Annotated in this window: 22 protein-coding genes; 7 read left to right on the forward strand and 15 right to left on the reverse strand. The window is 64.3% G+C overall.

All coding sequences use genetic code 11. From position 1 onward, the window contains the following. From ML401_RS18145 to ML401_RS18170, 6 genes are all read right to left on the reverse strand, one after another. On the reverse strand, positions 1–894 hold the full coding sequence (locus tag ML401_RS18145) for a LysR family transcriptional regulator (protein ID WP_285812628.1): 894 nt from the start codon (positions 892–894) through the stop codon (positions 1–3). Between the two features lie 72 nt (positions 895–966). Beyond that, positions 967–1,686 carry a haloacid dehalogenase type II gene (locus ML401_RS18150; protein ID WP_285806481.1) on the reverse strand — a complete coding sequence of 240 codons (720 nt, stop codon included), beginning with the start codon at positions 1,684–1,686 and terminating at the stop codon, positions 967–969. A gap of 163 nt (positions 1,687–1,849) precedes the next feature. Next, complete coding sequence (glpX, locus tag ML401_RS18155; protein WP_194402234.1) at positions 1,850–2,851, reverse strand: class II fructose-bisphosphatase; 1,002 nt, start codon at positions 2,849–2,851, stop codon at positions 1,850–1,852. An 85-nt stretch (positions 2,852–2,936) separates the two neighbouring features. Beyond that, complete coding sequence (locus ML401_RS18160) at positions 2,937–4,253, reverse strand: homoserine dehydrogenase (protein WP_211417177.1); 1,317 nt, start codon at positions 4,251–4,253, stop codon at positions 2,937–2,939. 29 nt (positions 4,254–4,282) lie between these two features. Continuing rightward, on the reverse strand, positions 4,283–5,503 hold the full coding sequence (locus tag ML401_RS18165) for an LL-diaminopimelate aminotransferase (protein ID WP_194402236.1): 1,221 nt from the start codon (positions 5,501–5,503) through the stop codon (positions 4,283–4,285). 215 nt (positions 5,504–5,718) lie between these two features. Continuing rightward, positions 5,719–5,994: a hypothetical protein gene (locus ML401_RS18170; protein ID WP_211417178.1), complete on the reverse strand. Its 276-nt coding sequence runs from the start codon at positions 5,992–5,994 to the stop codon at positions 5,719–5,721. A gap of 254 nt (positions 5,995–6,248) precedes the next feature. Here ML401_RS18170 and ML401_RS18175 point away from each other — a divergent pair, with 254 nt between their 5' ends. After that, positions 6,249–8,057 carry an alpha/beta hydrolase gene (locus tag ML401_RS18175; protein ID WP_285806482.1) on the forward strand — a complete coding sequence of 603 codons (1,809 nt, stop codon included), beginning with the start codon at positions 6,249–6,251 and terminating at the stop codon, positions 8,055–8,057. A gap of 67 nt (positions 8,058–8,124) precedes the next feature. Further along, a complete protein-coding gene (locus ML401_RS18180; protein ID WP_063194325.1) occupies positions 8,125–8,523 on the forward strand; it encodes an MAPEG family protein in 399 nt (132 codons plus the stop codon). Between the two features lie 19 nt (positions 8,524–8,542). Here ML401_RS18180 and argC (ML401_RS18185) read toward each other — a convergent pair whose 3' ends face one another. The 4 genes from argC (ML401_RS18185) to ML401_RS18200 all read right to left on the reverse strand — a co-directional run bounded on the left by argC (ML401_RS18185) (position 8,543) and on the right by ML401_RS18200 (position 12,015). Then, positions 8,543–9,589 (reverse strand): N-acetyl-gamma-glutamyl-phosphate reductase, encoded by a 1,047-nt coding sequence (gene argC, locus ML401_RS18185; protein ID WP_285806483.1) that lies wholly within the window; start codon positions 9,587–9,589, stop codon positions 8,543–8,545. Between the two features lie 25 nt (positions 9,590–9,614). Next, complete coding sequence (argC, locus tag ML401_RS18190) at positions 9,615–10,598, reverse strand: N-acetyl-gamma-glutamyl-phosphate reductase (protein WP_285806484.1); 984 nt, start codon at positions 10,596–10,598, stop codon at positions 9,615–9,617. Beyond that, entirely contained in the window at positions 10,595–11,260 is a 666-nt protein-coding gene (locus ML401_RS18195) for an FMN-binding negative transcriptional regulator (protein ID WP_285806485.1), read from the reverse strand. The genes argC (ML401_RS18190) and ML401_RS18195 overlap by 4 nt, the downstream gene beginning before the upstream one ends. Positions 11,261–11,484: 224 nt before the next feature. After that, positions 11,485–12,015 carry a DedA family protein gene (locus ML401_RS18200; protein WP_285806486.1) on the reverse strand — a complete coding sequence of 177 codons (531 nt, stop codon included), beginning with the start codon at positions 12,013–12,015 and terminating at the stop codon, positions 11,485–11,487. 273 nt (positions 12,016–12,288) lie between these two features. Here ML401_RS18200 and parE point away from each other — a divergent pair, with 273 nt between their 5' ends. From parE to ML401_RS18220, 4 genes are all read left to right on the forward strand, one after another. Next, on the forward strand, positions 12,289–14,331 hold the full coding sequence (parE, locus tag ML401_RS18205) for a DNA topoisomerase IV subunit B (protein ID WP_211417183.1): 2,043 nt from the start codon (positions 12,289–12,291) through the stop codon (positions 14,329–14,331). A 446-nt stretch (positions 14,332–14,777) separates the two neighbouring features. Then, positions 14,778–15,554 carry an outer membrane protein gene (locus ML401_RS18210; protein ID WP_211417184.1) on the forward strand — a complete coding sequence of 259 codons (777 nt, stop codon included), beginning with the start codon at positions 14,778–14,780 and terminating at the stop codon, positions 15,552–15,554. A gap of 313 nt (positions 15,555–15,867) precedes the next feature. After that, positions 15,868–16,053, forward strand: a complete 186-nt coding sequence (locus ML401_RS18215) for a hypothetical protein (RefSeq protein WP_018641722.1) — start codon at positions 15,868–15,870, stop codon at positions 16,051–16,053. A gap of 21 nt (positions 16,054–16,074) precedes the next feature. Then, positions 16,075–16,845 carry an SDR family NAD(P)-dependent oxidoreductase gene (locus tag ML401_RS18220; protein WP_212066365.1) on the forward strand — a complete coding sequence of 257 codons (771 nt, stop codon included), beginning with the start codon at positions 16,075–16,077 and terminating at the stop codon, positions 16,843–16,845. Between the two features lie 80 nt (positions 16,846–16,925). Here ML401_RS18220 and ML401_RS18225 read toward each other — a convergent pair whose 3' ends face one another. The 5 genes from ML401_RS18225 to ML401_RS18245 all read right to left on the reverse strand — a co-directional run bounded on the left by ML401_RS18225 (position 16,926) and on the right by ML401_RS18245 (position 23,355). Beyond that, entirely contained in the window at positions 16,926–17,645 is a 720-nt protein-coding gene (locus tag ML401_RS18225; RefSeq protein WP_285806487.1) for an outer membrane protein, read from the reverse strand. Between the two features lie 257 nt (positions 17,646–17,902). After that, positions 17,903–18,676, reverse strand: a complete 774-nt coding sequence (locus tag ML401_RS18230; protein ID WP_259210541.1) for an outer membrane protein — start codon at positions 18,674–18,676, stop codon at positions 17,903–17,905. A gap of 180 nt (positions 18,677–18,856) precedes the next feature. Then, positions 18,857–20,104 (reverse strand): FAD-dependent oxidoreductase, encoded by a 1,248-nt coding sequence (locus ML401_RS18235; RefSeq protein WP_285806488.1) that lies wholly within the window; start codon positions 20,102–20,104, stop codon positions 18,857–18,859. 1,315 nt (positions 20,105–21,419) lie between these two features. Next, the gene (locus ML401_RS18240; RefSeq protein ID WP_285806489.1) at positions 21,420–21,692 is read right to left on the reverse strand and encodes a hypothetical protein; all 273 of its coding nucleotides are present in this window, start codon (positions 21,690–21,692) and stop codon (positions 21,420–21,422) included. Positions 21,693–21,840: 148 nt separating this feature from the next. Beyond that, on the reverse strand, positions 21,841–23,355 hold the full coding sequence (locus ML401_RS18245; protein WP_285806490.1) for a caspase family protein: 1,515 nt from the start codon (positions 23,353–23,355) through the stop codon (positions 21,841–21,843). Between the two features lie 200 nt (positions 23,356–23,555). Here ML401_RS18245 and ML401_RS18250 point away from each other — a divergent pair, with 200 nt between their 5' ends. Continuing rightward, positions 23,556–24,518: a helix-turn-helix domain-containing protein gene (locus ML401_RS18250; protein WP_285812698.1), complete on the forward strand. Its 963-nt coding sequence runs from the start codon at positions 23,556–23,558 to the stop codon at positions 24,516–24,518. Positions 24,519–24,721: the final 203 nt, after the last annotated feature.

Here is a 24,721-nt window from a genome sequence, read left to right on the forward strand (position 1 = left end):
TCAGCGTCGCTTGCGCCCGCGGTTCAGCGGAGTTTCCGTTGCGCGACGGGCCTGCTCGGCTGCGAGGTCACGCATGGTCGCGATCGCGCTCGAGACGTGGGCGTCCGGCTGGTCGACCGAATAGACGACATAGGCCGGCATCGAAAATTTCGGCGCGCCGCCAACGAGGTGCAGCCGCCGCGCCCTCAGCAGCGGCTCGACGATCCGCTGCGCGAAGTAGCCCGAACCGCCGTTGGCCAGGACATGCTGCAGCCCGAGCCAACCGATATTCGCCGTCAGCGCGGGGCCTGCGAAATTCGGGAAGACGGCGCTGTGGCGGGCGTAGAACTCCGGGCCCCAATCGACGTAGACGTAGCCGTCCTCCGGCTCCGGCCCGCTCCTCGGGTTGGTCGAGACGAGCACGAGCTGCTCCTCGAACAGCAGCTCGACCTTGAGGCCGGGGCGACTTTGCGGCGTGTACATGACGCCGATGTCGATACGTCCTTCGACCAGCCCTTGCATCAGCTCCGGCTCGAGCGCGCTTTCGGCGCGGATCGAGATCTGCGGATTGGCCTCCTGCATGCGCGGCACCCAGAGCAGCAGGAATTCCTCCCACAGGCCGATGCGCCCGCCGACCACGAGCGCGCCGCTAAAACCTTTGGGGATTCCGACGTCGTGCCGGGCCTGTTCGACAGTGCGCACCAGCGTGGAGGCGTGCCGCTGAAACTGGCGGCCCGCCGCCGTCAACGCAGCACCGGCCTTGTTGCGAACGAACAGCGTGCAGCCGAGCAGCTCTTCGAGGGAATGGATGCGCGTGCTGACGGTGGACTGGCTGACGTGAAGCCGCTCGGCGGCCGTGATGAAATTGCCGGTCGCAACCACGGTCAGGAATGTCCGCGCCAGCTCGGTATCCATGACCCCCTCACATCGATCTTTTCGATATGAAAGGCGCTCTCTTCAGCAATGTCAAACGGACGGCCCTGAAAGCTAACAGCCGAGCTTGTCGGCGATCCCGCCAAAATCCTTGGCAACGAGGTCCCATTTGCCGGTCGCTTCGAAATCGACCTTCTGAAGCGGACCATACTCCGTCGGACGTGCCACGAACGCGGTCTTCAGCCCGTTCTTCTGCGCGGCCGCGAGATCGCCGTTGTGAGCGGCGACCATCATCACCTCGCCCGGATCAAGGCAAAGCAGACGCGCGGCACCGAGATAGGTCTCGGGATCCGGCTTGTAATGCTCGAACAGCTCGGCCGACATGATGAGGTCCCACGGCAGGCCAGCGAACTTCGCCATGTTGGTGAGCAGCGCAACGTTGCCGTTCGAGAGCGGCGAGATCACGAATTTCGACTTCAGCCGCGTCAGGCCGGCGACGCTGTCCGGCCAGGGATTGAGGCGGTGCCAGCCCTTGGTGAGATAGTCGAGATCGGCTTCGGTGAGGCCCTTGATCGCGAACTGCGCGACCAGCTTCTCCAGCGAGCGGCGGTGCAGATCATCGAGCATGACATAGCCGCGCTCGGGATGTTGGCGCACGTCGTCCATCGAGGCCATGTACATGCCGCGCCAGCCGTCGACCAAGGCGGTCCAGTCGGCGCTGATGCCGCGCTGCTTGCTCCACCACATGAAGTCGGTGATCAGGCTGGTGCGCCAGTCCACGACCGTACCGAACACATCGAAGACCAGGGCTTTGACGGCGGAGAGATCGGACATGGCGCCTCCTGATTGTTCTTTTTGTCATTCCGGGGCGATGCGCTGCATCGAACCCGGAATCCATTGAGCGTCAGAGTCTGCCGCCCGATGGATTCCGGGCTCTCCGGGCCGCGCCTGGCGCGGTCCCGTCGCCCCGGAACGACGGCAGCTGTTATTGCCTGGCTTAGTCCAGATGGAACTTCGCCAGCTCGCGATGCTCGGCCTTGATGTAGCGCACGGTGCCGGTGACGGAGCGCATCACGACGGTCTCGGTCTCGATCACGCCGTCCTTGCGGAATTTGACGCCGGACAACAGCGACCCCGTGGTGACGCCGGTGGCGGCGAACAGGCAGTCGCCGCGCGCCATGTCCTCGATGCCGTAGATCATCTTGGGATCGTTGACGCCCATCTTGCCGGCACGCTCGATTTTCTCGGCGGAATCGAGGATCAGGCGGCACTGCATCTGGCCGCCGATGCAGCGCAGGGCTACGGCGGCGAGCACGCCTTCCGGCGCGCCGCCCGTGCCGAGATACATGTCGACGCCGGTATTGTCAGGATCGGCGCAATGGATCACGCCGGCGACGTCGCCGTCCGTGATCAGGCGCACGGCGGCGCCGGTCGAGCGCACGCTCGTGATGATGTCGGCATGGCGCGGACGGTCGAGCACGAGAACGGTGATGCCCTCCGGCTTGACGCCCTTGGCCTTGGCGAGGCGGCGGACGTTGTCGGCCGGGCTCGCATCGAGATCGACGACGCCCTTGTCGTAGCCGGGGCCGATCGCGAGCTTCTGCATGTAGACGTCGGGCGCGTGCAGCAGCGTGCCGCCGTCGGCCATCGCCATGGTGGCGATCGAGCCCGGCATGTTCTTGGCGCACAGCGTGGTGCCTTCGAGCGGATCGACCGCGATGTCGACTTCGGGACCCGCCTTGAGGCCGACCTGCTCGCCGATGTACAGCATCGGGGCCTCGTCGCGCTCGCCCTCGCCGATCACGATGGTGCCCTGGATCGGCAGCTTGTTGAGCTCGCGCCGCATCGCATCGACGGCGGCCTGGTCGGCCGCCTTCTCGTTGCCGTGCCCGCGCAGCCGCGCCGACGACACCGCCGCCCGCTCTGTCACCCGCACGATCTCCAGCGTCAGGATGCGCTCGAGCAATGCCTGCGGCGGGACTGAAATATGGGTCGACATCGGCTAACTCCTTCAAACGGTTCTGGGCAGACTCTCTCTGCCCACATCAATTCGCAACGCCCACGATTCGTTCGAACGAACCGCCTCAGTTCTTCTCGATCCGGATCACCTGCGGCCGTCCGCTGATCACCTTGTCCTTCTGCACGGCGGCGAGCGCACGGCGCACGGCGTCCTCATGCGTCGCGTAGGTGATCAGGATGACGGGCACGGGGACCGCCTTGCCGTTCTCGGGCGCAACGCCGCCATTGGGATGACGCTGCACGATCGACTCGATCGAAATCTTCTGTTCTGCGAGCCGCGTCGCGATCGCGGCCGCGGTGCCGGGGAAATCGCGCGCCAGCAAGCGGATGTAATAGCCGCCCTCGTGGCGCTCCATCGGCGCCTTCTTGGTGTCGCGCAATTGGGTAATGGGCCGGCCGAACGGATTGGCGCGGATGCCGCGCGCGACATCGGCGATGTCGGCGACCACGGCGGATGCGGTGGCCGCGCCGCCGGCGCCAGGGCCGACCAGCGTGATCGGCGGAATGCCCTCGCCGTCGATCGTGACCGCATTGGTGACACCCATCACCTGCGCGATCGAGGAGGATTTTGGAACCATGGTCGGATGCACGCGCTGCTCGATGCCCTTGGCGGTGCGCACCGCAACGCCGAGCAGCTTGACGCGATAGCCGAGATCGGACGCCGCGCGCAGATCTTCCGGCGCAATGGATGAGATGCCTTCGACATATACCGCGCTTTGAGCAACTTTCGTGCCGAAGGCGAGGCTGGCGAGGATCGCGAGCTTTTGCGCGGTGTCGTGACCATCGACGTCGAACGACGGGTTGGCCTCGGCATAGCCGAGCCGCTGCGCGTCTTTGAGGCATTCCGCGAAGGACAGGCCCTCCTGCTCCATCCGGGTCAGGATGTAATTGCAGGTGCCGTTGAGGATGCCGTAGACGCGGTTGATGCCGGTGCCGGCAAGCCCCTCGCGCAAGGTCTTGATGACGGGGATCGCGGCGCCGACGGCTGCCTCGAAATTCAGCGCACCGCCGTGCTTTTCGGCCGCCTTGGCGAGCTTGAGGCCGTGCTTGGCCAGCAGCGCCTTGTTGGCGGTGACGACCGACTTGCCGGCATTGAGGGCAGCCTCCACCGCCGACAGCGCGGGATCGCCGGCGCCGCCCATCAACTCGACGAAGCAGTCGATGCCGGGATGCGTGGCCAGCGCCAGGGGATCCCGGACCCATTCGACACCGCGCAGATCGACGCCGCGCTTCTTCGCCTTCGAGCGCGCGGTGACGGCGACGACACGGATGCCGCGGCCGCTGCGGCCCGCGAGCACGCGGGCCTGCGTTTCGATCAAACGGACCACTTCGGCGCCCACGGTGCCGAGCCCCGCTATGCCCACTTTCAGGGGTGCAACCATGATGACTTAGAAAACCTGCCGAAGAGAACTCAACGCCGATTGGCGAGCGGAACGACGTTGTGCAACGTTTCGATGCCGCTTTCAAGGAAGCGTCGCACGCCGCGCGCGGCCTGCCGGATCCGTTGCTCGTTTTCCACCATGGCGATGCGGACATATCCTTCACCATGCTCGCCGAAGCCGACGCCGGGCGAGACCGCGACGCCGGATTTCTCCACCATCAGGGTGGCGAACTGCATGCTGCCGACGCTGCGGAAGGCTTCCGGCAGCGGTACCCAGGCGAACATCGAGGCTTCCGGCGGCGGAATCTCCCAGCCGGCGCGGCCGAACGATTCCACCAGCGCATCGCGGCGCTTGCGATAGGTGTCGCGCATCTCCTTGATGCAATCGTCCGGGCCGTTCAGCGCCGCGGTCGCCGCGACCTGCACCGGTGTGAACGCACCGTAGTCCAGATAGGATTTGACGCGGGCGAGCGCGGCGATGACGCGCTCATTGCCGACCGCAAAGCCCATGCGCCAGCCGGCCATCGAATAGGTCTTCGACATCGAGGTGAACTCGACGGCGACGTCCATCGCGCCCGGCACCTGCAGCACCGAGGGCGGCGGATTGTTCTCGTCGAAATAGACCTCGGCATAGGCGAGATCGGACAGGATCAGGATCTCGTGCTTCTTCGCGAAGGCGACGAGGTCCTTGTAGAAGTCGAGGCTCGCGACATAGGCCGTCGGGTTCGACGGATAGCAGACGACGAGCGCGAGCGGCTTCGGGATCGAATGCACGATCGCCCGCTCCACCGCCTCGAAGAACTGCGGCGTCGGCTCGGAGGGCACCGAGCGGATCACGCCGCCCGCCATCAAAAAGCCGAAGGCGTGAATCGGATAGCTCGGGTTCGGGCACAGGATGACGTCGCCGGGCGCCGTGATCGCCTGCGCCACGTTGGCAAAGCCTTCCTTCGAGCCAAGCGTCGCCACGATCTGGGTGTCGGGGTTGAGCTTCACGCCGAAGCGGCGGGCGTAGTAGCCGGCCTGGGCGCGGCGCAGGCCGGGGATGCCGCGGGAGGCCGAGTAGCGGTCGGTGCGCGGCTTGCCCAGCGTCTCCTTCAGCTTCTCCAGCACATGCGCCGGGGCCGGCAGATCCGGGTTGCCCATGCCGAGGTCGATGATGTCGGCGCCGGCATTCCGCGCGGCCGCCTTGGCCCGGTTGACCTGCTCGAACACGTAGGGCGGAAGGCGGCGGATGCGGTAAAATTCTTCCATGGCTCTCTGGGCTCCGGGCAACCGGTCAGGACAGAATCGACGGAACAGGACGGCGACTCGAAAAGGGGTTCCGTCTCGTCGCGAAAATTACTCAAAATCAAATACTTAGAGCAATCATCGACGACGCGGACTGAAGTCGTTCGCCCTGACTGTCGGCTGAACCGGGGTCTTTTAGCACGGCAAGGCGGGGGCGCCAGCGATTACCTTGCAGCGCCTCACTTGGCATCCTTGCTGGCGGCGGCCTGGCGATCGCGCGCAGCGGCGAGCTCGGCCTCGATCTTGGCGCGCTGCTCTGGCGGAATGACAGCTTGATTGCGATCCGGCGGCAGGTCGTGCACCGGCAGATAGTTCCCGGGCTCCTTGGGATGCGCCTGTGCGTCCGCGGGCGTCATATCCGCGAACTGACTCGAACAACCGCCCAGCACAAATGCCACGCTCAGAAGCGCGCCACCGATCAGCAGCGACCTTTGCAGGACCCTCAACGCCAACACTTGGGAAATCCCCTACTCGTCCCAATGCAAGCTGCCGCACACTAACCCGACAACCTGCCTAAGCTCAAACCATTGCTGCCCACAAATGGTACGAGCGAGAAAAACATCAAAGGCCCACGACCGGAGGGTTGCACCGCGATTGTGACAAAACCAAGAAAAATTTGTCGCAGTGCAGCACATCTTGGAGCGTGTTTAACGTCAAACATGCGAGCTTCGCGGTGACGAATACGGAATGACTCGTTACTGTTCTGCTCATGAGTATGGCCACGACCGATACGCCCAAACCCGAGACGAAGTTCGATGCGGAAGCCTTCGCGATGAATGTCGCGCGGGCGATGGAGAGCGGCGGCAAGGCGCTCGCGGCCTATCTCAAGCCGCGCGAGAGCGGCGAGGTGCAGGATCGCCCGCCGGCCGAGCTGGCCGAGGTCGTCAGGACCTTCACATCGGTTGCCGAATACTGGTTGTCGGACACGTCCCGCTCGTCCGATCTACAGACCAAGCTGGCCAAGGATTATCTCGACCTCTGGGGCTCGGCGGTGCGCCGCATGGCCGGCCAGGACGTTCCGCCCGCGATCGCGCCCTCGCCGCGCGACAAGCGTTTTGCCGATCCGGAATGGAAGTCGAACCAGTTCTTCGAATTCGTCATGCAGCTCTATCTGCTCACGACCAAATGGGCGCAGGAGCTGGTGCGCGATGCCGAAGGGCTCGATCCGCAGACCCGCCGCAAGGCGGAGTTCTACGTCCAGCAGGTCACCAACGCGCTGTCACCGTCCAACTTCGTGCTGACCAATCCGGAGGTGCTGCGCGAGACCGTGGCGAGCAGCGGCGAGAACCTGGCGCGTGGCCTGAAGATGCTGGCGGAGGACATCGCGGCCGGCAAGGGCATGCTGAAGATCCGCCAGTCCAACCCGGACAACCTCATCGTCGGCGTCAACATGGCGACGACGCCGGGCAAGGTGATCTATCAGAACGAGATGATGCAGCTGATCCAATATTCGCCGACCACGGAGACGGTGCTGCGCACCCCGCTCCTGATCGTGCCGCCCTGGATCAACAAGTTCTACATCCTCGATCTCAAGCCGGAGAAGTCCTACATCAAGTGGTGCGTCGACCAGGGCATCACCGTGTTCGTGATCTCATGGGTCAATCCCGACAAGCGGCTCGGCAACAAGAGCTGGGAAGACTACATGAAGGAAGGCCCGCTCACGGCGATGGACGTGATCGAGAAGGTCACCGGCGAGATGAAGGTGCACACCGCCGGCTATTGCGTCGGCGGCACCATGCTCGCGACCACGCTGGCCTGGCTGGCCGAGAAGCGCCGCCAGCGCGTCTCGTCGGCGACGTTCTTCGCGGCGCAGGTCGACTTCACCCATGCCGGCGACCTCCTGGTGTTCGTCGACGAGGACCAGATCGCGGCGCTCGAGCAGGACATGAAGGCGGCGGGCGTGCTCGAAGGCTCGAAGATGGCGATGGCCTTCAACATGCTGCGCTCCAACGACCTGATCTGGTCCTACGTCGTCAGCAACTATCTGAAGGGCCAGCAGCCCAGCGCGTTCGACCTGCTGCACTGGAATTCCGACGCAACCCGCATGACCGCGTCAAACCATTCCTATTATTTGCGCAACTGCTATCTGGAGAACCGGCTCTCCACCGGCACGATGGTGCTCGACAACACGCTGCTCGATCTCTCCAAGGTCAAGGTGCCCGTCTACAACCTCGCCACCCGCGAGGATCACATCGCGCCGGCGGAATCGGTGCTGTACGGCTCGCAGTTCTTCGGCGGTCCGGTGAAATATGTGCTGTCGGGCTCGGGCCATATCGCGGGCGTCGTCAACCCGCCGGCCTCGAACAAGTATCAGTACTGGACCAACGACAACATCAAGGACGCCAACGTCGCGCAATGGATGAAGGGCGCCGTCGAGCACAAGGGTTCGTGGTGGCCGGACTGGCGGCAATGGCTCGGCGAGCTCGATCCGGAGCAGGTTCCCGCGCGCGTGCCGGGAAGCGAAGCATTCCCGGCGATCGAGGACGCGCCCGGCAGCTATGTCAGGGTCCGCGCATAGCGGAATCTTCCGCGCTTTTGTATAGACTCACTCTCAACACAGCTGCGACGACAGAGGGGATCGAACCATGACGCGCGAATTGTTCTGGCTGACACTGACGGTGATCCTGACCGGGATCCTCTGGATTCCCTACACCATCAACCGGTGTCAGGTCCGCGGTCTCAGTGGCGCGATGGCCAACCCCTCGCGCGGCGACAAGCCGCAATCGGAATGGGCCAACCGGTTGATGTTCGCGCATGACAACGCGGTCGAGAACCTCGTGCTCTTTGCGCCGCTGGTGCTGATCCTCAACGCGATCGACTATTCCACCAAATGGACCGTGCTGGCTTGCGCCGTCTATTTCTGGTCCCGCGTCGCGCATCTGATCGTCTACGCACTCGGAATCCCGGTATTCCGCACCCTCGCCTTCACCGTCGGCTTCCTCGCCCAGGCCGTGCTGGCGCTGGCGATCTTCAAGGTGCTGTGAGCGCGAGCCGCGCCTCACGTCAGGGGAACAGCGCGATCTGCTCCAGCCCGGCCGTCTCGGGCAACCCGAACATCAGGTTCATGTTCTGGATCGCCTGGCCGGCCGAGCCCTTCACGAGATTATCGAGCGTGGAGATGACGATTGCCCGGTTCTTGATGCGGTCGGCGACGACACCGATCTGCACATAGTTGGAACCGCGTACATTCTGCGTCTGCGGCAGCACGCCCTTTTTCGCGACATGCACGAAGGGCTCGTTGACATAGGCCTGCTCGAGTGCGGCCCGCAAATCGTCGGGCGTCGCGCCATTGAGTTTTACATAGGACGTGCACAGTTCGCCGCGCGCCATCGGGATCAGATGCGGCGTAAAGTTCACCGTCACCGTCGAGCCGGCGGCAAGGCCGATCTCCTGCTCGATCTCCGGCGCGTGCCGGTGGGTACCGACCGAATAGGGCGAAAGCCCCTCGCCCGCCTCGCTGAACAGCGTGTTCTGTTTCAGCCCGCGTCCGGCACCGGTAACGCCCGATTTCCCGTCGATGACAATGTCGTCGACGTCAATTAGCTTGGCCTTCGCAAGCGGTACCAGCGCGAGCAGCGCCGCCGTCGGATAGCAGCCGGGACAGGCAACCAGCCGCGCCGCCGCGATTTTCTCGCGATAGAATTCGGTAAGACCGTAGACCGCCTCGCCCTGCAGTTCGAGCGCCCGGTGCTCATGGCCGTACCATTGCGCATAGGTATTCTTGTCCCGCAGCCTGAAATCGGCGGACATGTCGAGGACCTTGATCCCGGGATTCGCCTTGAGGACCGCGGCGATGATTTCCTGCGTGGTCCCGTGGGGCAGTCCGCAGAACACCGCATCGAGCTTGCTCCAATCGACCTTTTCCCATTCCACAAGCTTGGGCAGGTCCAGCATGAAAAAATGCGGAAACACCTCGCTCATGGCTTTGCCGGCATGGGTATTGGCAGTGAGTGCGGTGATCTCGGCATTCGGATGTCGCGCCAACAGGCGCACCGCGTCGGCGCCGGTGTAGCCGGAGGCGCCGAGAATGCCGATCTTCTTCGTGCTCATCACACGCTCCTCTGACATGGATCGGTTACGCCTCTGGCAGGCCCAGCATCAGCCGCATGTTCTGGACGGCTGCGCCGGAAGCTCCCTTGCCGAGATTGTCGAGCCGGGCGACCAGCACCGCCTGGTGATATTTGTCGTTGGCGAAGACGTAGAGCTCGAGCTGATTGGTCTCGTTCAGCGCTTCCGGCTCGAGCCGGCCGCCCTTTGACGCTTCGTTCTGCAGCGGCATCACCGAGACGTATTTCGAACCGGCATAGCGCTTGGCGAGCGCGGCCTGCAGGTCGGCACCGCCAGGCTTGCCGGGCAGCGTGTCGAGTTGCAGCGGCACCGAGACCAACATGCCCTGGCGATAGTTGCCGACCGAGGGAATGAAGATCGGCCGCCGCGTCAGGTTCGAATAGAGCTGCATCTCCGGCAGATGCTTGTGCTCGAAGCCGAGACCGTAGAGCTCGAAGGACGGCGCGCTGCCGTCCTCGAAGCTCGCGATCATCGACTTGCCGCCGCCGGAATAGCCGCTCACCGCGTTGACGGTGACGGGGTAATCGGCCGGCAGCAGGCCGGCATCGACGATCGGCCGCAAGAGCGCGATCGCGCCGGTCGGATAGCAGCCGGGGTTGGAGACCTTCTTGGCGGCCTTGATCTTGCCGGCCTGGTCAGCCGTCAGCTCGGGAAAACCATAGGCCCAGTCCGGCGCGACCCGGTAGGCGGTCGAGGCGTCCAGCACCTTCGGCCCCGAGGCACCCATGCTGTCGACGAGAGCCACCGTCTCCTTGGCGGCATCGTCAGGCAGGCAGAGAATGACGAGGTCCACCTCCGCCATCAGCGCCTTCTTGGCCGCGGGGTCCTTGCGCTTGTCGTCGGCAATGGTCTTCACGACGACGTCGTTCTGGAGCTTCAGCCGCTCGTTGATGCCGAGCCCGGTGGTGCCGGAGCCGCCGTCGACGAAAACGGTGGCCGGCTTCTTGGCCGCGCTGGTGGTCGGGGCTTTGGTGGTGTCAGCGAGGCTCATGATGCGCTTCCTTCGAGCATGTTCGTGTCATCAGCGAAAACCTGCGGCCTTGCCTGCCGCATCAATTGTGAGATCTGTTTCGCGTCGGCATCGCCGGCGCCGAGCGCATTGGCGATCGCCACATAGTCGGCGTCGGATTTGTGCTGGTTGAGCTTGAAGCTGCCTTCGACCTCTTCAACATTCATGACCAGACCCACGATCGCCTTCTTCATCGCCTCGAGCCGGCCCGCCGTCATCTTGCCCGACTTCCACGGCTTCTTCGGCAGCAGCCAGGTCTCGAACTTCTCGCTGAGCGTGTCGATCTGCACCGACAGCTCGTCATCCGTCAGAAGGCGCACAGGCCCGCTCAGATGCACCGACTGGTAGAGCCAGGTCGGCACCTGGTCCGGCGAGACGTACCAGTCGGGCGATACATAGGCATCGGGACCGTTGACCGCGAGCAGCCAGGACGCATCGCCGCCCGCAAGCTTTAGCAGCGGATTGTGACGGGCGACGTGAAACGCGGCCTGCGGCGTGCCGTCGGCGGCGTAGGTCAGATAGAACGGCAACGGCGAGGCGATCGGCCTCTTGCCGTCAAAGGCGCACATGGTGCCGAAGCCGCGCTCTTCGGCGAATTTCAGGCTCGCAGCGCGGTCCTGCTTGAAAAAGGGTGGCGTGTACATCGTGGTCTCCTGCTGGGCCTTCTTGGGGGCCGCCGGATCAGATCGCGCTGACAGGAGAGAGAATGCCGCGGATCGGATCCAGCGGCAAAGACGATGATCTCAAACGCGATCGAGCGCCCAAACCGCAAGACTGCGGCGGCGGCGACGGGCGAACAGAATGGTCGCGGCGTTGATCATGGCGCGCGGCTATAGAGCGAGATCCGGTTCCCGTCAAGGTTCGGGCGTCAGATCACCCGCCAGATCCATTCCATGATCTTGGCGAGCACGTCGCCGAACACTAGGAGCACGGCGGACCACACCAGTGCCGAGACGAAATTGGCGGCCTGGAAGCTCCAATAGGGCATCTCGAAGATGCCGGCCGCGAGCGGCACCGAGGCGCGCAAGGGGCCGAAGAACCGGCCGATGAAGATGCTGGGGATGCCCCAGCTGCGCACGAAAGCCTCGCCCCGGGGCAGCAGTCCCGGATAGCGCGAGAGCGGCCACATCTCGGCGACCTTCTCCTTATAGCGATAGCCGAACCAGTAAGAGACCCAGTCCCCCAGCGCCGCCCCGAGGCCGCCGGCAATCCAGACCGGATAGAAGCTGATGCCGCTCGCCCCGATCAGCGCCCCGATCGCGACCAGCGCGCCCCAGGCCGGGATCAAGAGCGAGATGAAGGCGAGCGACTCTCCGAAGGCGAGCAGAAATACGATCGGAGCTGCCCAAGCCTGATGAACGCGCACGAAATCGGCCAGGGCGTGCGCATATTGCTCCATCAAAAATAGCCTTCCCGCCCCGTCTCAAGGTGCTGCTCGATGAAAAAGACTGGTAAGCCAAGCACTTGTGTGACATCAAGTCACAAACCTCAGCTCGCCGTAGACCGACGGGTCAAATTGCCGGGAATTGGAGCACCTGCGGCGTAAAATCGCCGGTATTGGTCCGCAACCACACCGCCCGGCCCACCCTGCGATAACCTTTCCCAGACAGAAGTGGCATAGTCCGCCCAATCGATTCGCCGCTCATGCGGCCCTCAAAGCGCATCAAGATATATGTCCAAGCAGTTGAAACCCAAAGCAAAAGACGACTTTTTCGGTGGCGACGAGCCGAAACCTCGCGCCGCCAAGGCGGCGCCGCGCGGGAGCGGCGGGGAAGCCGACTACACAGCGGCCGACATCGAGGTGCTCGAAGGCCTGGAACCGGTCCGGCGCCGGCCAGGCATGTATATCGGCGGCACCGACGAGAAGGCGCTGCATCATCTGTTCGCCGAAGTCATCGACAACTCGATGGACGAGGCGCTGGCCGGACATGCGACCTTCATCGGAGTCGAACTGACTGCGGATGGGTTCCTGACCGTCACCGACAACGGCCGCGGCATCCCGATCGATCCGCATCCGAAGTTCCCGAAGAAGTCGGCGCTCGAAGTCATCATGTGTACGCTGCATTCGGGCGGCAAGTTCGACTCCAAGGTCTACGAGACCTCCGGCGGCTTGCACGGCGTCGGCATCTCCGTGGTGAACGCTCTCTCCTCGCGGCTCGAGGTGGAGGTCGCGCGCGGCCAGAAGCTGCATCGCATGATTTTCGAGCGCGGCCACCCCAAGGGCAAGCTCGAGGACCTCGGCAAGGTCAACAACCGTCGCGGCACGCGCGTGCGCTTCAAGCCCGACACCGACATCTTCGGGCCCAAGGCCGCCTTCAAGCCGCAGCGCCTGTTCAAGATGACGCGCTCGAAGGCCTATCTGTTCGGCGGCGTCGAGATCCGCTGGAACTGCGCGCCCGAGTTGCTCAAGGGCGTCGAGGACGTGCCGGAAGAGGCCACGTTCCACTTCCCCGGCGGTCTCAAGGACTATCTGGCGGCGGCGATCCACGCCGATACGCTGGTGCATCCCGACATCTTCTCGGGCAAGTCGGGCCGCAACGGCGCGCATGGTGCCTGCGAATGGGCGGTGGCCTGGACCGCGGATGCAGACGGCTTCCTTTCGTCGTACACGAACACCGTCCCCACGCCCGATGGCGGCACGCATGAATCCGGCTTGCGCAGCGCGCTGCTGCGCGGCCTGAAGGATCACGCCGAGCGCGTCGGCCAGGGCAAGCGCGCCTCGTCCATCACCTCGGAAGACGTGATGGTGGGCGCGGCCGTGATGCTGTCGGTGTTCGTGCGCGAGCCTGAATTCCAGGGCCAGACCAAGGATCGTCTCGCCACCGCCGAAGCACAGCGCATCGTCGAGCAGGCGATGAAGGATCCGTTCGACCATTGGCTGTCGGGCAATCCGAACATGGCCAACCGGCTGCTCGACTTCGTGATCGACCGCGCCGAGGAGCGGCTGCGGCGGCGGCAGGAGAAAGAGACTGCGCGGAAAACCGCGGGCAAGAAGCTGCGCCTGCCCGGCAAGCTCGCCGACTGCACCGATGCCGGCACCGAAGGCTCCGAACTCTTCATCGTCGAGGGCGACTCGGCCGGCGGCAGCGCCAAGCAGGCGCGCGACCGCAAGACGCAAGCCGTGCTGCCGCTGCGCGGAAAAATCCTCAACGTCGCCTCCGCCGGCAAGGACAAGCTGACGGCGAACGCGCAGCTCTCGGATCTCGTGCAGGCGATCGGCTGCGGCCAGCTCCTGCACTATCGCGAAGAGGACCTGCGCTATCAGCGCATCATCATCATGACCGACGCCGACGTCGACGGCGCGCACATCGCTTCGCTTTTGATCACCTTCTTCTACCGGCAGATGCCGAAGCTGATCGACGAAGGGCATCTCTTCCTCGCGGTGCCGCCGCTCTACAAGCTGACGCACGGCCAGAAATCGGTCTACGCGCGCGACGACAAGCACAAGGAAGAGCTGATCAAGAGCGCGTTCAACGCCAATGCCAAGGTCGAGGTGAACCGCTTCAAAGGCCTCGGCGAGATGATGCCTGCGCAGCTCAAGGAGACCACCATGGATCCGCGCAAGCGGACGCTGCTCAAGGTGGTCCTGCTGCCCGACGACCGCGACACCACCGCAGATTCGGTGGAGCGGTTGATGGGCACCAAGGCCGAGGCCCGCTTTGCCTTCATCTCGGACAAGGCCGAGTTCGCCAGCGAAGAGCTGCTGGACGTCTGAGCCTCGGCGGCGCCCGCATTCCGCTCGAGAGCCCCGGCAAAGCCGGGGCTCTTTTGTTTTGCGGGGAAGCCACCCTTTGCCGCGATAGTGGCTGCCTGCAGTCCGCCCCGCATCAGGCGATTCCCGGTCCCGTTGCCGCGACTCGGCCAACGACTCACGGCGTTCGGGCGAGGCTGGACTGCCTCCATTTCGGAGACGGCCGAATTTCCTAACGAAACCCTACCAAAAACCGGGCCGGCGAAATTCTTGCAAGCTATTGAAATTGTACGCGCATTCCTGATTTTGGCGCTGCAGCCCCAAATGCGCGCGCCCCGGCGTTTTCCGGCAACTGTGCCTGCCCGGCAACAGCATTTCGGCGCGAAACGTCTATAGTCCGGGACATCAGATGACACGAACTTCAGTGCGCTCGCGCCTGCTACGACAGACCAAGGTTGGGGATTTTGAAAATGAAGAAGGTTTTGCTCGCTCTGACCGCGGTTGCCGCGATGACCGCTTCGGCCTCCGCGGCCGACCTCGGCGCCCGCCCCTATGTGAAGGCTCCGATGCCGGCGCCCGTCGCTAACTGGACCGGCTTCTACATCTTCGGTGGCGCCGGCGGCGGCATCTGGGATGCGGACTCCCACACCAACTTCGTTGGCGTTCCCGTGACGATCGATCAGCGCGTCGGCGGCGACGGCTGGTTCGGAACGGTCGGCGCCGGTTACGACTGGCAGTTCAGCGGCACCTGGGTCGCCGGCGTGTTCGCCGATGGCCAGTTCGGCAGCCTGCGCGGCAGCCTGAACGATGAGTTCGCCGCCCTGACCGGCCGCATCAAGATGGAAAGCGCTTGGGCCGCGGGCGTTCGCCTCGGCTACCTGGTTGCTCCGAATGTTCTCTCCTACGTCAATGGCGGTTACACCGGATCACATTGGTCGGGCACCGGCCTGACCAATCTGGCCGGAACGCCTGCGGGCTTCCACACCGACTCGTTCAACCGCAACGGCTGGTTCGTCGGCGGTGGCGTCGAGAACAACCTGAACATCTTCGGCATCTCGGCGCCGGGCTGGTTCATGAAGACCGAATACCGCGCTGCCTACTACGATCGCAAGGACATCGCCGTCCGCACCGACGTCGGCAACCTCGTGACCACCGACTCGATCAGCTTCAAGCCCTGGGTCCAGACCATCAGCACCTCGCTGGTCTACCGCTTCAACTGGACCGGTCCGGTCGTCGCCAAGTACTGATCCGATCTCACGATCGAACGTCAAAGCCCCGGCATCGCCCGGGGCTTTTTCGTTGCGCGGTGCGCGGCGGCAGCCACAGGCCCCGCTCTCGGTGGCGCGAAGCTGGCCGCTCAGCTGCGGCCAACCACACGCTATCGGTCATCGCCCTACCCCACGCGTCGCAGCCAGCGCTGGATTTCGCCGCGACGGCATCTGCCGGCGCTGCCATTGTATCCGACGCAGACCTACGGGTACTGTGGGCTCAAGCTTTCGCGGCCGCGGCTATGGTTCATGTCGAGGCTCGCGGCAGCAGCGGACCGATGGGAGGACATGCATGCGCAGATTTCTGCTGGTCGCAGGCCTGTTTGCGACTGCCGTCGGGCTGCTCTGGATCGGACAGGGCACCGGCACGGTCCCCTGGCCGCGATCGAGCTTCATGGTCAACCAGCTGCAATGGGCCGGCTATGGCGCCGCCATGGCCGGCTTCGGGCTGGTGCTGATCTGGCAGAGCAACCAATAGAAGAAACCAGGGAATACAAGCATGACATCCAGCCGGTTCGATCTCCGCGGCAAGGTCGCGATCGTCACGGGAGGCAATGGCGGCATCGGCCTCGGCATGGCGCGCGGACTTGCCGACGCAGGCGCCGACATCGCCGTGGTCGGACGCAACGAGGCGAAGTCCAAGGCAGCCGTCGAAGATCTCAGGCAGCGCGGCGTCAAGGCGATCGCAATTGCCACCGACGTCACCGACAGGGCCGCGATCGAAGCCATGGTCGCCCGCGTCGCGAAGGATCTCGGCCGCATCGATATCCTGATCAACAATGCCGGCATGAGCATCCGCAAGCCGCCGCACGAGCTCGAGCTCGACGAGTGGAACAAGGTGATCGACACCAACCTCACCAGCGCCTTCCTGTGCTCGAAGCTCGCTTATCCGCACCTGAAGGCCTCCGGCAACGGCAAGGTGATCAACATTGGCTCGATGATGTCGATCTTCGGTGCGAGCTTCGCCACGGCCTATGCGGCGAGCAAGGGCGGCATCGTGCAGTACACGCGCGCCTGCGCCAACGCCTGGGCGCCCGATAACATCCAGGTCAATGCCATCCTGCCGGGCTGGATCGATACCGACCTCACCCGCGGCGCGCGGCAGCAGGTGTCGGGGTTGCACGAGCGGGTGCTGGCGCGCACGCCTGCGGGACGCTGGGGCGACATCGACGACTTCGCGGGCATTGCCGTATTCCTGGCATCGCCCGCGTCGAACTTCGTCACGGGCACCGCGATCCCCGTCGACGGCGGCTTCTCAGTGATGGCCTAAGGCGCCGCACGAAAAAAGCCCCGGCATCCCTGCCGGGGCTTCTGCGTCCAAGGGGCCTGAGTCCAAGGGGCCTGGCGCGATCAGTACTTCGCCATCACGGGACCGCCGAACTTGTAGCTGATGCCGACCGTGACGGTCTGGTACTGGCTGACGACGCTGTAGGGAACATTGCCGTTGGGCGTGACCAGCGGCGCGCCGCCGCGGCGGTAGCGCTCGAAATCGTAATAGCGATACTCGACCTTGCCGAGCCAGTTCGGAGCAAACGCGTATTCCACGCCCGCACCCGCCGTCCAGCCGCTGGTGTTCGAGGAGAAGGCGTCGACGCCGACCCCGAGATTCGTGTTCACGTGGCGCTGCTCGCCATAGGCCCAGCCGCCCGTTGCAAAGAGCAGCCATTTGTCGAACGCAACACCGGCACGGCCGCGAATGGTGCCGACCCAGCGCAGCGTCGTCTCGTCCCGGGTGCCGCCCACGAAATTGTCGTCGCCCTTGATGTCGGCCCAGGCCAGATCGCCTTCGACGCCGAGCACGAAATTCCTGATCTGCCAGTTGTAGCCGGCGAGGCCGCCGGCGATGGCGCCGCTCGAGCTGTAGCTGTTCGCAAAACCGGCGTCATTGAGCCGATCGTGATCGCCCCAACCATATCCGCCGAAGCCGCCGATGTAGAAGCCGGTCCAGTTGTAGACCGCCACCGGCGGCGCGATCGGCGCGGCCTTGACTGCCATGTCGGCTGCCGTCGCAATGCCCGGCGCGCCGACGAGAAGAGACATCATTCCTGCGAAAGCCAAAGCCTTTTTCATCGGTATTGCTCCAGAAAAAGTTGCAACAAATCGAAATGGTCTATTGCCGAATTTATACGTCGCGCCGGTTGCGCCGCGAGGCTGAATCGGCCCCGCCCGTCGCTTCCCGTGCGCTATTCGGGAAAAAGTGACATTTGGACCACGCAAGGGTCTGCAATGCTGACGTTTCCCGCCACGCAAAAAAGAGCCCCGGACGAAGCCGGGGCTCTCAGAGTTGGCAGTGCTTTTTGATCGTTGGTCGCGTTGCGTCGACGTGCTCAGTAACGGGCGATGGTCGGGGCGTCGAACTTGTAGCTCGCACGCACCACGGCCCATTGGATGTCGCGCGGCTTGGTGTCGAAGGTGTAGTTACCCGAGGTGCCGCCGAGCTGATAGGTCTGGCTGCCGAAGGCAGCGTAGTTGTATTCGAGGCCCACGATCCAGTTGCGGGTGATGCCGTATTCCCAGCCGGCGCCGACGGTCCAGCCGTTGTGCCAATGGGTCTGGCCGCCCGAGCCCGTGGACGGGTTCGCAACGTTGTCGACCACCGAGAGACGGTTGTTCACGCCGGCATAGCCGCCCTTGATGTAGAACAGGTTGTTCTGCACAGCGAAGCCCGCACGGCCGACGATTGTCGCGAGCACGTTGGCGCGCCAGCTGAACTGGTCGTCGAGGCCGATGCCGAACACGTTGTTCGTGAACGAGCCCTTGTTGTCGAGGCCGGAGATCGTGCCTTCCATGCCGAACACGTAGTTGTTGGCCTGCCAGTTGTAGCCGATCTGGGCGCCGCCCATGATGCCCGATTTGCGTTGGCGGAAGCTATCACCTACCGAAAGATCGCCGAACGGCGCGCCGGTCCCGTTGTTGATGAACTGCTCGTTGGTCCATGCGCCGCCGATGTGGCCGCCGACATAGAAGCCGGTCCAGTTGAACAGCGGCTCGGCGTAAGCGGGCGCCTTGGTGTAGCGCGCGCCGAGATCGGCGGCGGAGGCCGCGCCCGTCGAAACCAGAGCGGTCGTGCAGGCGAAGGCGGCAATCAATTTGGTACGCATGGTAACACCCCGTGTCCTTTGATGGGTGCACGGTCACAGACGGGTGTTACTAAAATTGGAATCAACAGAGTTAACGCGCCGCGTGGGCACGCGCGGCTCCGCAAATCCGCCTGCGCTGTTGCACACCCGCAACGCTCTGCGCGCGGTTTAACGCGACATTATCCCTACCGATGTCCTGCGCTACGATGCCGGCGCGGCCTTCGAGTGCACATGCTCGGGCCGCACGCCGAGCGCAATCAGGCGCGCCGGAATGCCTTGGAGCCAGGGCAATGCGGTGACGAGGCGCACGATCAGCGGCACCTTCAGCGGGCGGTCGCCGCCCTGCAGGGCGCCGCTGATGATGTTGTTCTGCACCACCACCTGCATGCGTTGCGTCATCTTCACCGGGAACTCGCGGCGACGCCTGACGGCATCGAGCTCACTCTCGGAGGGGCAGCCGTGCTGCAGCTTGTCCGCCAAGAGGTTGGCGGTCGCGACCGCGTCCTGCACGGCGAGATTGACGCCGACGCCGCCGACCGGCGACATCGCATGCGCGGCATCGCCGATGCAAAGCAGGCCCGGCTGCGTCCAGCGCGGCAGGCGGTTGATCGCAACGGTCAGCAGCTTGACGTCGTCAAAGCTCTTCACGTCGGCAATGCCGGATTTGAGGATCGGCGCCATGCGCACGACGTCGTCGAGCAGCGCCTGCAGCCCCCTCGCCTTCACCGCCTCGTGCTGTCCCTTGGCGATGACATAGGCGCATTGCCAATAGTCGCCGCGATCGAAGGTGATCATCATCTTGCCGGGCTTGACGCGCGCGAACACGTTCTCCGTCTCGTCAGCCCTGCGGCCGGCGCGAAACCACAGAACGTCCATCGGCGCACCGATCTCCTCGACGGCAAGGCCCGCGCGCTCGCGCACGGTCGAATGCCGGCCGTCGCAGGCGATGGTGAGATCGGCTTCGATGTCGATGATTCCGTCAGGCGTTTTCGCCCGCACGCCGGCGATCGTCTCGCCGCGGCGGATCAGATCGACCGCCTCGGTGCTCATCATCACCTCGAGCGAGGCAAAGCGCCGGCCCGCCTCGCGCAGGAAGTTCAAAAAGTCCCATTGCGGCATGAAGGCGATGAACGGGTATTTGGTGTGAAGCCGGGAAAGATCGGCGATGCGCACCGGCGTGCCGCCGAACAGGCCATCCATCTTCTGCAGCCGCTGATGCGGCAGCTTCAGGAAGCCGTCGATCAGGCCGAGCTCATCCATCACCTGGAGCGTCGAGGGATGCACGGTGTCGCCGCGGAAGTCGCGGAAGAAATCCGCATGTTTCTCCAGCACCACGACCTCGATGCCGGCCCTCCCCAGGAGATAGCCGAGCATCATGCCGGCAGGTCCCCCGCCGACGACGCAGCAACGGACCTTTTTCGTCCGGTTTGATGGTTGGTCGGATGTCATTGCAGCCGCGATCCGCGCGTAACGAGCAAGATGTCGCAGTCAATGTAGCGCCGATTCCGGGCGTTGGCGCCTGAATCTGGATGCGGAACGCGGCCTCCAATACCGGCCGGCAGCTTGGATCAGGCTTGCGCGTCAGCCGCCGGGAATAGATCGACCTGCCGGTTGTTGTTACAAGGGAACACGACCCAAAAGGGCATCCCGAGGAAACGTTCAACGTGGCATGGTTGCTTGCAGGCGTGGCAGCCTGGCTGGCCGTCAACGTCGTGCTCGTCTATCTGCGCACGCGGCGAGCCCGTGAGGCTGAAGAGAGCGAGCCGCGGGCCTAGCTTCTTGCGTGCCGCGCGGGTTTCAGACGCTCGCGTCAAAACGGCTGCCCGCCCTTGATGCGCCGAGAAAGGGCGCGCGCGACGCAGGCCCACGATGGTGCAGCGAGATTACTTCTGATCCTCGTTGCTAGTCCCGGTGCCCGGACTACCGATCGGCAACCCGTTGGGCGCATGACCAACACCGGCGTTCCGTTCGGCTTGCGCTGCCGTCGGTGTCTTACCGTTCGCGGTCGGCGGCTGGACGTTCGGATTGTTCAGGCTGTTGTTGCTGTTGACGTTGGCCCCAGTGGTGGTGCTGTGCGTTCCCATTCCCGAGGGAGCCGACGGCCCTGAATTCGCGCTGCTGGACGAGGTGCCCATTCCGGCACCCGAGCTGGCCGCAGATCCCGCGCCTCCAGTCCCCGTCCCGGCAGCAGCCCCTGCACTGGCGCCGCCGCCCGCACCACCGCCGCCTGCCCCTCCTCCTCCTCCTCCGCCACCGCCGCCTCCCTGAGCGAGCACGGTCGTCGAAAGCGCAGCGCATGCGAAGGCTACGAGGATGGTTTTGCGGATCATGATGGTCTCCCTGGTTTGGCAGACAATCCAGCGACCTAAGAGTTGTTCCTGGGCCGAACGTCTTCGACCTCAGTCGTTGAGCGCCGAAGACCTCAGCTCTCGTCGCTCTGCCAGAAGCTCAGTGACGGTTGGACGACGACAGCAAACGCGGCAAGAGCGAGGATGGCGATGGCGACGAATGCAATTGCGAACTCTTCCATGAAGTCTCCCGGCGCCACAGCCCTCTTCCGGCATGCATGCCAGACCGTTGCGGCGGCATGGTGGCTCCAAGGTGGATTTAACATGCCTCTTGAGACGAGTTCCTCGTTACTCCAGCTCGCTCAGGCACGATCAGATCGCTCTCTTCAGCACATAAGCCTCGTCAGGACATAAGCCTCGCCATGACGATCACCGCTCTCGCGACTTGCGAGAGCGGTCCGAAACATAATCCAAAGTCAGACGGCTTTCTCCTTCAGCTCGAAATCCATCTGCCAGGTCGACTGTCCGGGCTGCTTTCGAAATATCCAAATGGTAAGCGTGGAACCGGCGGGAATTACGATGCTATCGCCTTCATGCATCGTGAATTGCCGAATATTGTTCTCGGTTGCCCAGATTGAATGAGAGTAAACGTCCTTATCGCTGGCCTTGGTGCAGCTCAGGACTCCCCCACCGATTACTGCGCGGGTGACAGTCTGGCTAATCGACGAGTCCATGTGAATGGTAGTCATCTCGGCATCTCCAAAAATATGAATAAAACGCCAGATGCTCCCTCAGGTTGCGCCGCTCTGTCAACAACTCGCTCTCGAATGTCGACTATTGTTTCAGGCGCAGGACGCAATCAACATTCGCCGCGACGCATTCGACAAAGATCAATCATCAATTGCTACCCCGGTTCGCGCTCCGAAAGCTCTTGATCTCCGACACGCTGCCGTCGCGATAGGTCAGCTCCACCGACACGGACTGCGTCGCTGGGGCGAGCTTCATGTAGAGCGGCATGCCGGCGGTGATGGCGCTGGGGTCGCGCATGTCGCAGGGCGGCATCTTGAGCACCTGGTTGGGCACGGCGGTGTCGATGCCGATGCGCACCTCGCGGATGGCGCAGCGGTAGGACACGAGGTGTGTGTAGTAGACCAGGAGCCCGTTGAACTCGCGGAACGACAGCCAGCTCGTCGACGTCATGTCGAGGATCTTGCGCTGGTCGCGGATCAGCGCGGCCTCGGGATCGAAGCGGATCGGGAACGGTCCCTGCATGTCGCCGGACTGGTCGACATAGCGGACCTCGATGGTGCCGGCCTGCGCATCCGGCGGCAGCTCGATCGACGGGTTCGGCATGCGCTTGCGCGTGCGCGGATCGAGCGTGTCGATGAATCCGGTCTCGCGGAAATCGCCCTTGCCGGCCATGCGCCAGGAAATGCCGAGCGTCGGGTCGGCGAAGGAGAACACCACGCTCCAGCCGCCATTGTGCCGCGAGAAGCTCGCGATCGGCGCATTCAGCGTCTCCTCCTTCGGCAGCTGCGGCACCGACACCGGCGGCAGCGCGGCGAGCTTCTGCGGCGGCGGGTCGGCCGGACGCGCAGCGGCATCCTTCGCCATGCCGCTCAGGAAGACGTCGTCGACCATCTGGTCGAAATAGACCGGCACCTGCCTGTGCTTGACGGTGTCGGCCATCTCGCTGACGGCGCGGCGGGTGCGCTGCGCCACTTGCACGAGGTTCTCGCCGGGCTGCAGCAGCTCCCTGGCGAAGGTGCGCGTGAACACCGAATTGGGATTGGTGTCGTCGTTGGACAGACGATCGAGCGCGGTCTGGCGAGGACCTGCCGAGAACACCGAGAACACGCCTTCAGGCAGCAGCGTCATCGGCGCGAGGCCCCCGGCACCGGCGACCGCGCGGGTGCCCTTGCGCTCGAACGGATTGTTGCGGCAGGCGTCGAAAACCAGGATCGAGGTCCGCGCCTTCTTGTTCTGCAGACGCTCGATGATGCGGTCGGCGAGGATCGAGGCGTCGCGCACCAGCTCTTCCTGGCCTTCCGTCGCCGCCGGCACGTCGGTCGGCAGAAGATAGTTCTGGCCCGCGATCTCGAAGCCGTGGCCGGCGTAGAAGAAGAACGCGGTATCGCCGGGCTCGATCGCCTTGTCGAAGGCGAGCAGCGTCTCTGAGAATTGCTGCCGGTTCTGGTTCTCGGCGACCATCACCGAGAAGCCGAGCTGCTTCAGCGTGTCGCCCATGGTGCGGGCGTCGTTGACCGCCTTGAGCAGCTTCGGCACGTTCCTGTAATCGTTGTTGCCGACGACCAGCGCAACACGCTTCTCGGCATGAGCGGGAAGCGCAAAGCCGCTGAGCCCCGCCGCAAGGCCAAGGGCCGCCAGAATTCGCAAAAGCCGACGCGTCATCGCAAGTTTCCCGTTGCAGATCGGCGCAGAGGCCGCTTCCTTCGAACAGCAGTTCATTGGACCCCCCTGCCGCTGTGTGATAGTCGGCCCAGACGTAACGACGGTTCAAGGGACGCCGCGCTCCGGTTCCCCGATCTCGCTATGGCAGATTCCCGCGGAATCTGCTCTTTCTAGGCGATTGCGTGCAAGCGGGGGCTGCCGTGTATTGCTGGTGTACCGACGAGGTCGAGCCGAATGAGCGGTTCGACTATTGGCGCGAGGTGCGCTCCAAGGGATTGTTCGGCGTCACCGCCGAGCTCGCGCGCGAACAGCGCGCGGACTTCTTCGGCGAATTCTCGCTGCGCCAGCTGGGCGGCGCCGGCCTCGTCGAGCTGAAGGCCTCCCCCTACACGGTCGAACGCAGCAGCTCCGACATCGCCCACGCGCCGGGCGACGCCATCTGCGTCTACCAGCAACTCGGCGGCGGCGGCTGGTTCGGCGGCCTGCGCGGAAGCGACTTTGCGATCGCCAACGGGCGCTTCGCGACCAGCCATACCGACCTGCCCTACCGCACCGCGCCGCTGGGCGCCGAGGGCTTCCATCTGCGGATCCTCAAGATCCCGCTCGGCACCATCCCGGTCCAGGACAAGCGCATGCGCGAGCTTGCACCCCGCACGTTCGACGATCCCACTCTGGCGCCCCTGTTAGGGGCCTGCTTTGCCGAACTCGGCGAAGCCTCTACGGAGCAAGGCGCCGACGATGCGACCTCCCTTGTCCAGGCGTTGGCCCATCTTGCGCTGATCGAGCGCGGCATCGTCAGACCCGGCAGCCGGCGCGGACAGGCCGCGCTGCGGACCGCCCGCCTCTCGCAGGCCCGGCGCCTGATCGCGCGCCATCTGCAAGATCCCAATCTCACGCCGATCATGGTGGCTGACCTGCTCGGCGTGTCCGTGCGCCACCTGCATATGCTGTTCGAGGCCGCGGAAAGGAGCTTCTCGCAGACCGTGACGGAGGAACGGCTGAAACAAAGCCGCCGCCTGATGCGTGAGGCGCCCGAACGGCTGATCGCCGACATCGCGGCCTCCTGCGGCTTCGAGAGCCTGGCGACCTACTACCGGGTCTTCAACGCCGCCTACGGCATGGCTCCCGGAGATTTCCGGGCCCACGGCTCGGATCGGCGTTAGCCGCCCGGCCCGGGAGCTCGCTCGGTCGATGCGCGGGCCGGAAAACCCCAACCGCGCCCGTGATTTGGGCAAAAACCTCAGGTTTTTTAGGGCCTTCCCGCGTCCGCTCCATTGACTTTGGCCGATTCCCGCCTATGTTCCGGGGCGACGCGGCTCAGATCGAAGAGCGATTCCTGAGCCTTGCGCTTTGTTCGCGTGAGTCA

This window comes from Bradyrhizobium sp. 62B (genome assembly GCF_030272265.2).
Taxonomy (GTDB): domain Bacteria; phylum Pseudomonadota; class Alphaproteobacteria; order Rhizobiales; family Xanthobacteraceae; genus Bradyrhizobium.

Coding starts and splice junctions, on each gene's coding strand:
- argC (WP_285806483.1), bottom strand. CDS start 9,589: ATGAGCACGAAGAAGATCGGCATTCTCGGCGCCTCCGGCTACACCGGC.
- glpX (WP_194402234.1), bottom strand. CDS start 2,851: ATGTCGACCCATATTTCAGTCCCGCCGCAGGCATTGCTCGAGCGCATC.
- ML401_RS18180 (WP_063194325.1), top strand. CDS start 8,125: ATGACGCGCGAATTGTTCTGGCTGACACTGACGGTGATCCTGACCGGG.
- parE (WP_211417183.1), top strand. CDS start 12,289: ATGTCCAAGCAGTTGAAACCCAAAGCAAAAGACGACTTTTTCGGTGGC.
- ML401_RS18230 (WP_259210541.1), bottom strand. CDS start 18,676: ATGCGTACCAAATTGATTGCCGCCTTCGCCTGCACGACCGCTCTGGTT.
- ML401_RS18150 (WP_285806481.1), bottom strand. CDS start 1,686: ATGTCCGATCTCTCCGCCGTCAAAGCCCTGGTCTTCGATGTGTTCGGT.
- ML401_RS18235 (WP_285806488.1), bottom strand. CDS start 20,104: ATGACATCCGACCAACCATCAAACCGGACGAAAAAGGTCCGTTGCTGC.
- ML401_RS18240 (WP_285806489.1), bottom strand. CDS start 21,692: ATGACTACCATTCACATGGACTCGTCGATTAGCCAGACTGTCACCCGC.
- ML401_RS18175 (WP_285806482.1), top strand. CDS start 6,249: ATGAGTATGGCCACGACCGATACGCCCAAACCCGAGACGAAGTTCGAT.
- ML401_RS18160 (WP_211417177.1), bottom strand. CDS start 4,253: ATGGTTGCACCCCTGAAAGTGGGCATAGCGGGGCTCGGCACCGTGGGC.
- ML401_RS18225 (WP_285806487.1), bottom strand. CDS start 17,645: ATGAAAAAGGCTTTGGCTTTCGCAGGAATGATGTCTCTTCTCGTCGGC.
- ML401_RS18215 (WP_018641722.1), top strand. CDS start 15,868: ATGCGCAGATTTCTGCTGGTCGCAGGCCTGTTTGCGACTGCCGTCGGG.
- ML401_RS18165 (WP_194402236.1), bottom strand. CDS start 5,503: ATGGAAGAATTTTACCGCATCCGCCGCCTTCCGCCCTACGTGTTCGAG.
- ML401_RS18200 (WP_285806486.1), bottom strand. CDS start 12,015: ATGGAGCAATATGCGCACGCCCTGGCCGATTTCGTGCGCGTTCATCAG.
- ML401_RS18195 (WP_285806485.1), bottom strand. CDS start 11,260: ATGTACACGCCACCCTTTTTCAAGCAGGACCGCGCTGCGAGCCTGAAA.
- ML401_RS18245 (WP_285806490.1), bottom strand. CDS start 23,355: ATGACGCGTCGGCTTTTGCGAATTCTGGCGGCCCTTGGCCTTGCGGCG.
- ML401_RS18145 (WP_285812628.1), bottom strand. CDS start 894: ATGGATACCGAGCTGGCGCGGACATTCCTGACCGTGGTTGCGACCGGC.
- argC (WP_285806484.1), bottom strand. CDS start 10,598: ATGAGCCTCGCTGACACCACCAAAGCCCCGACCACCAGCGCGGCCAAG.
- ML401_RS18220 (WP_212066365.1), top strand. CDS start 16,075: ATGACATCCAGCCGGTTCGATCTCCGCGGCAAGGTCGCGATCGTCACG.
- ML401_RS18210 (WP_211417184.1), top strand. CDS start 14,778: ATGAAGAAGGTTTTGCTCGCTCTGACCGCGGTTGCCGCGATGACCGCT.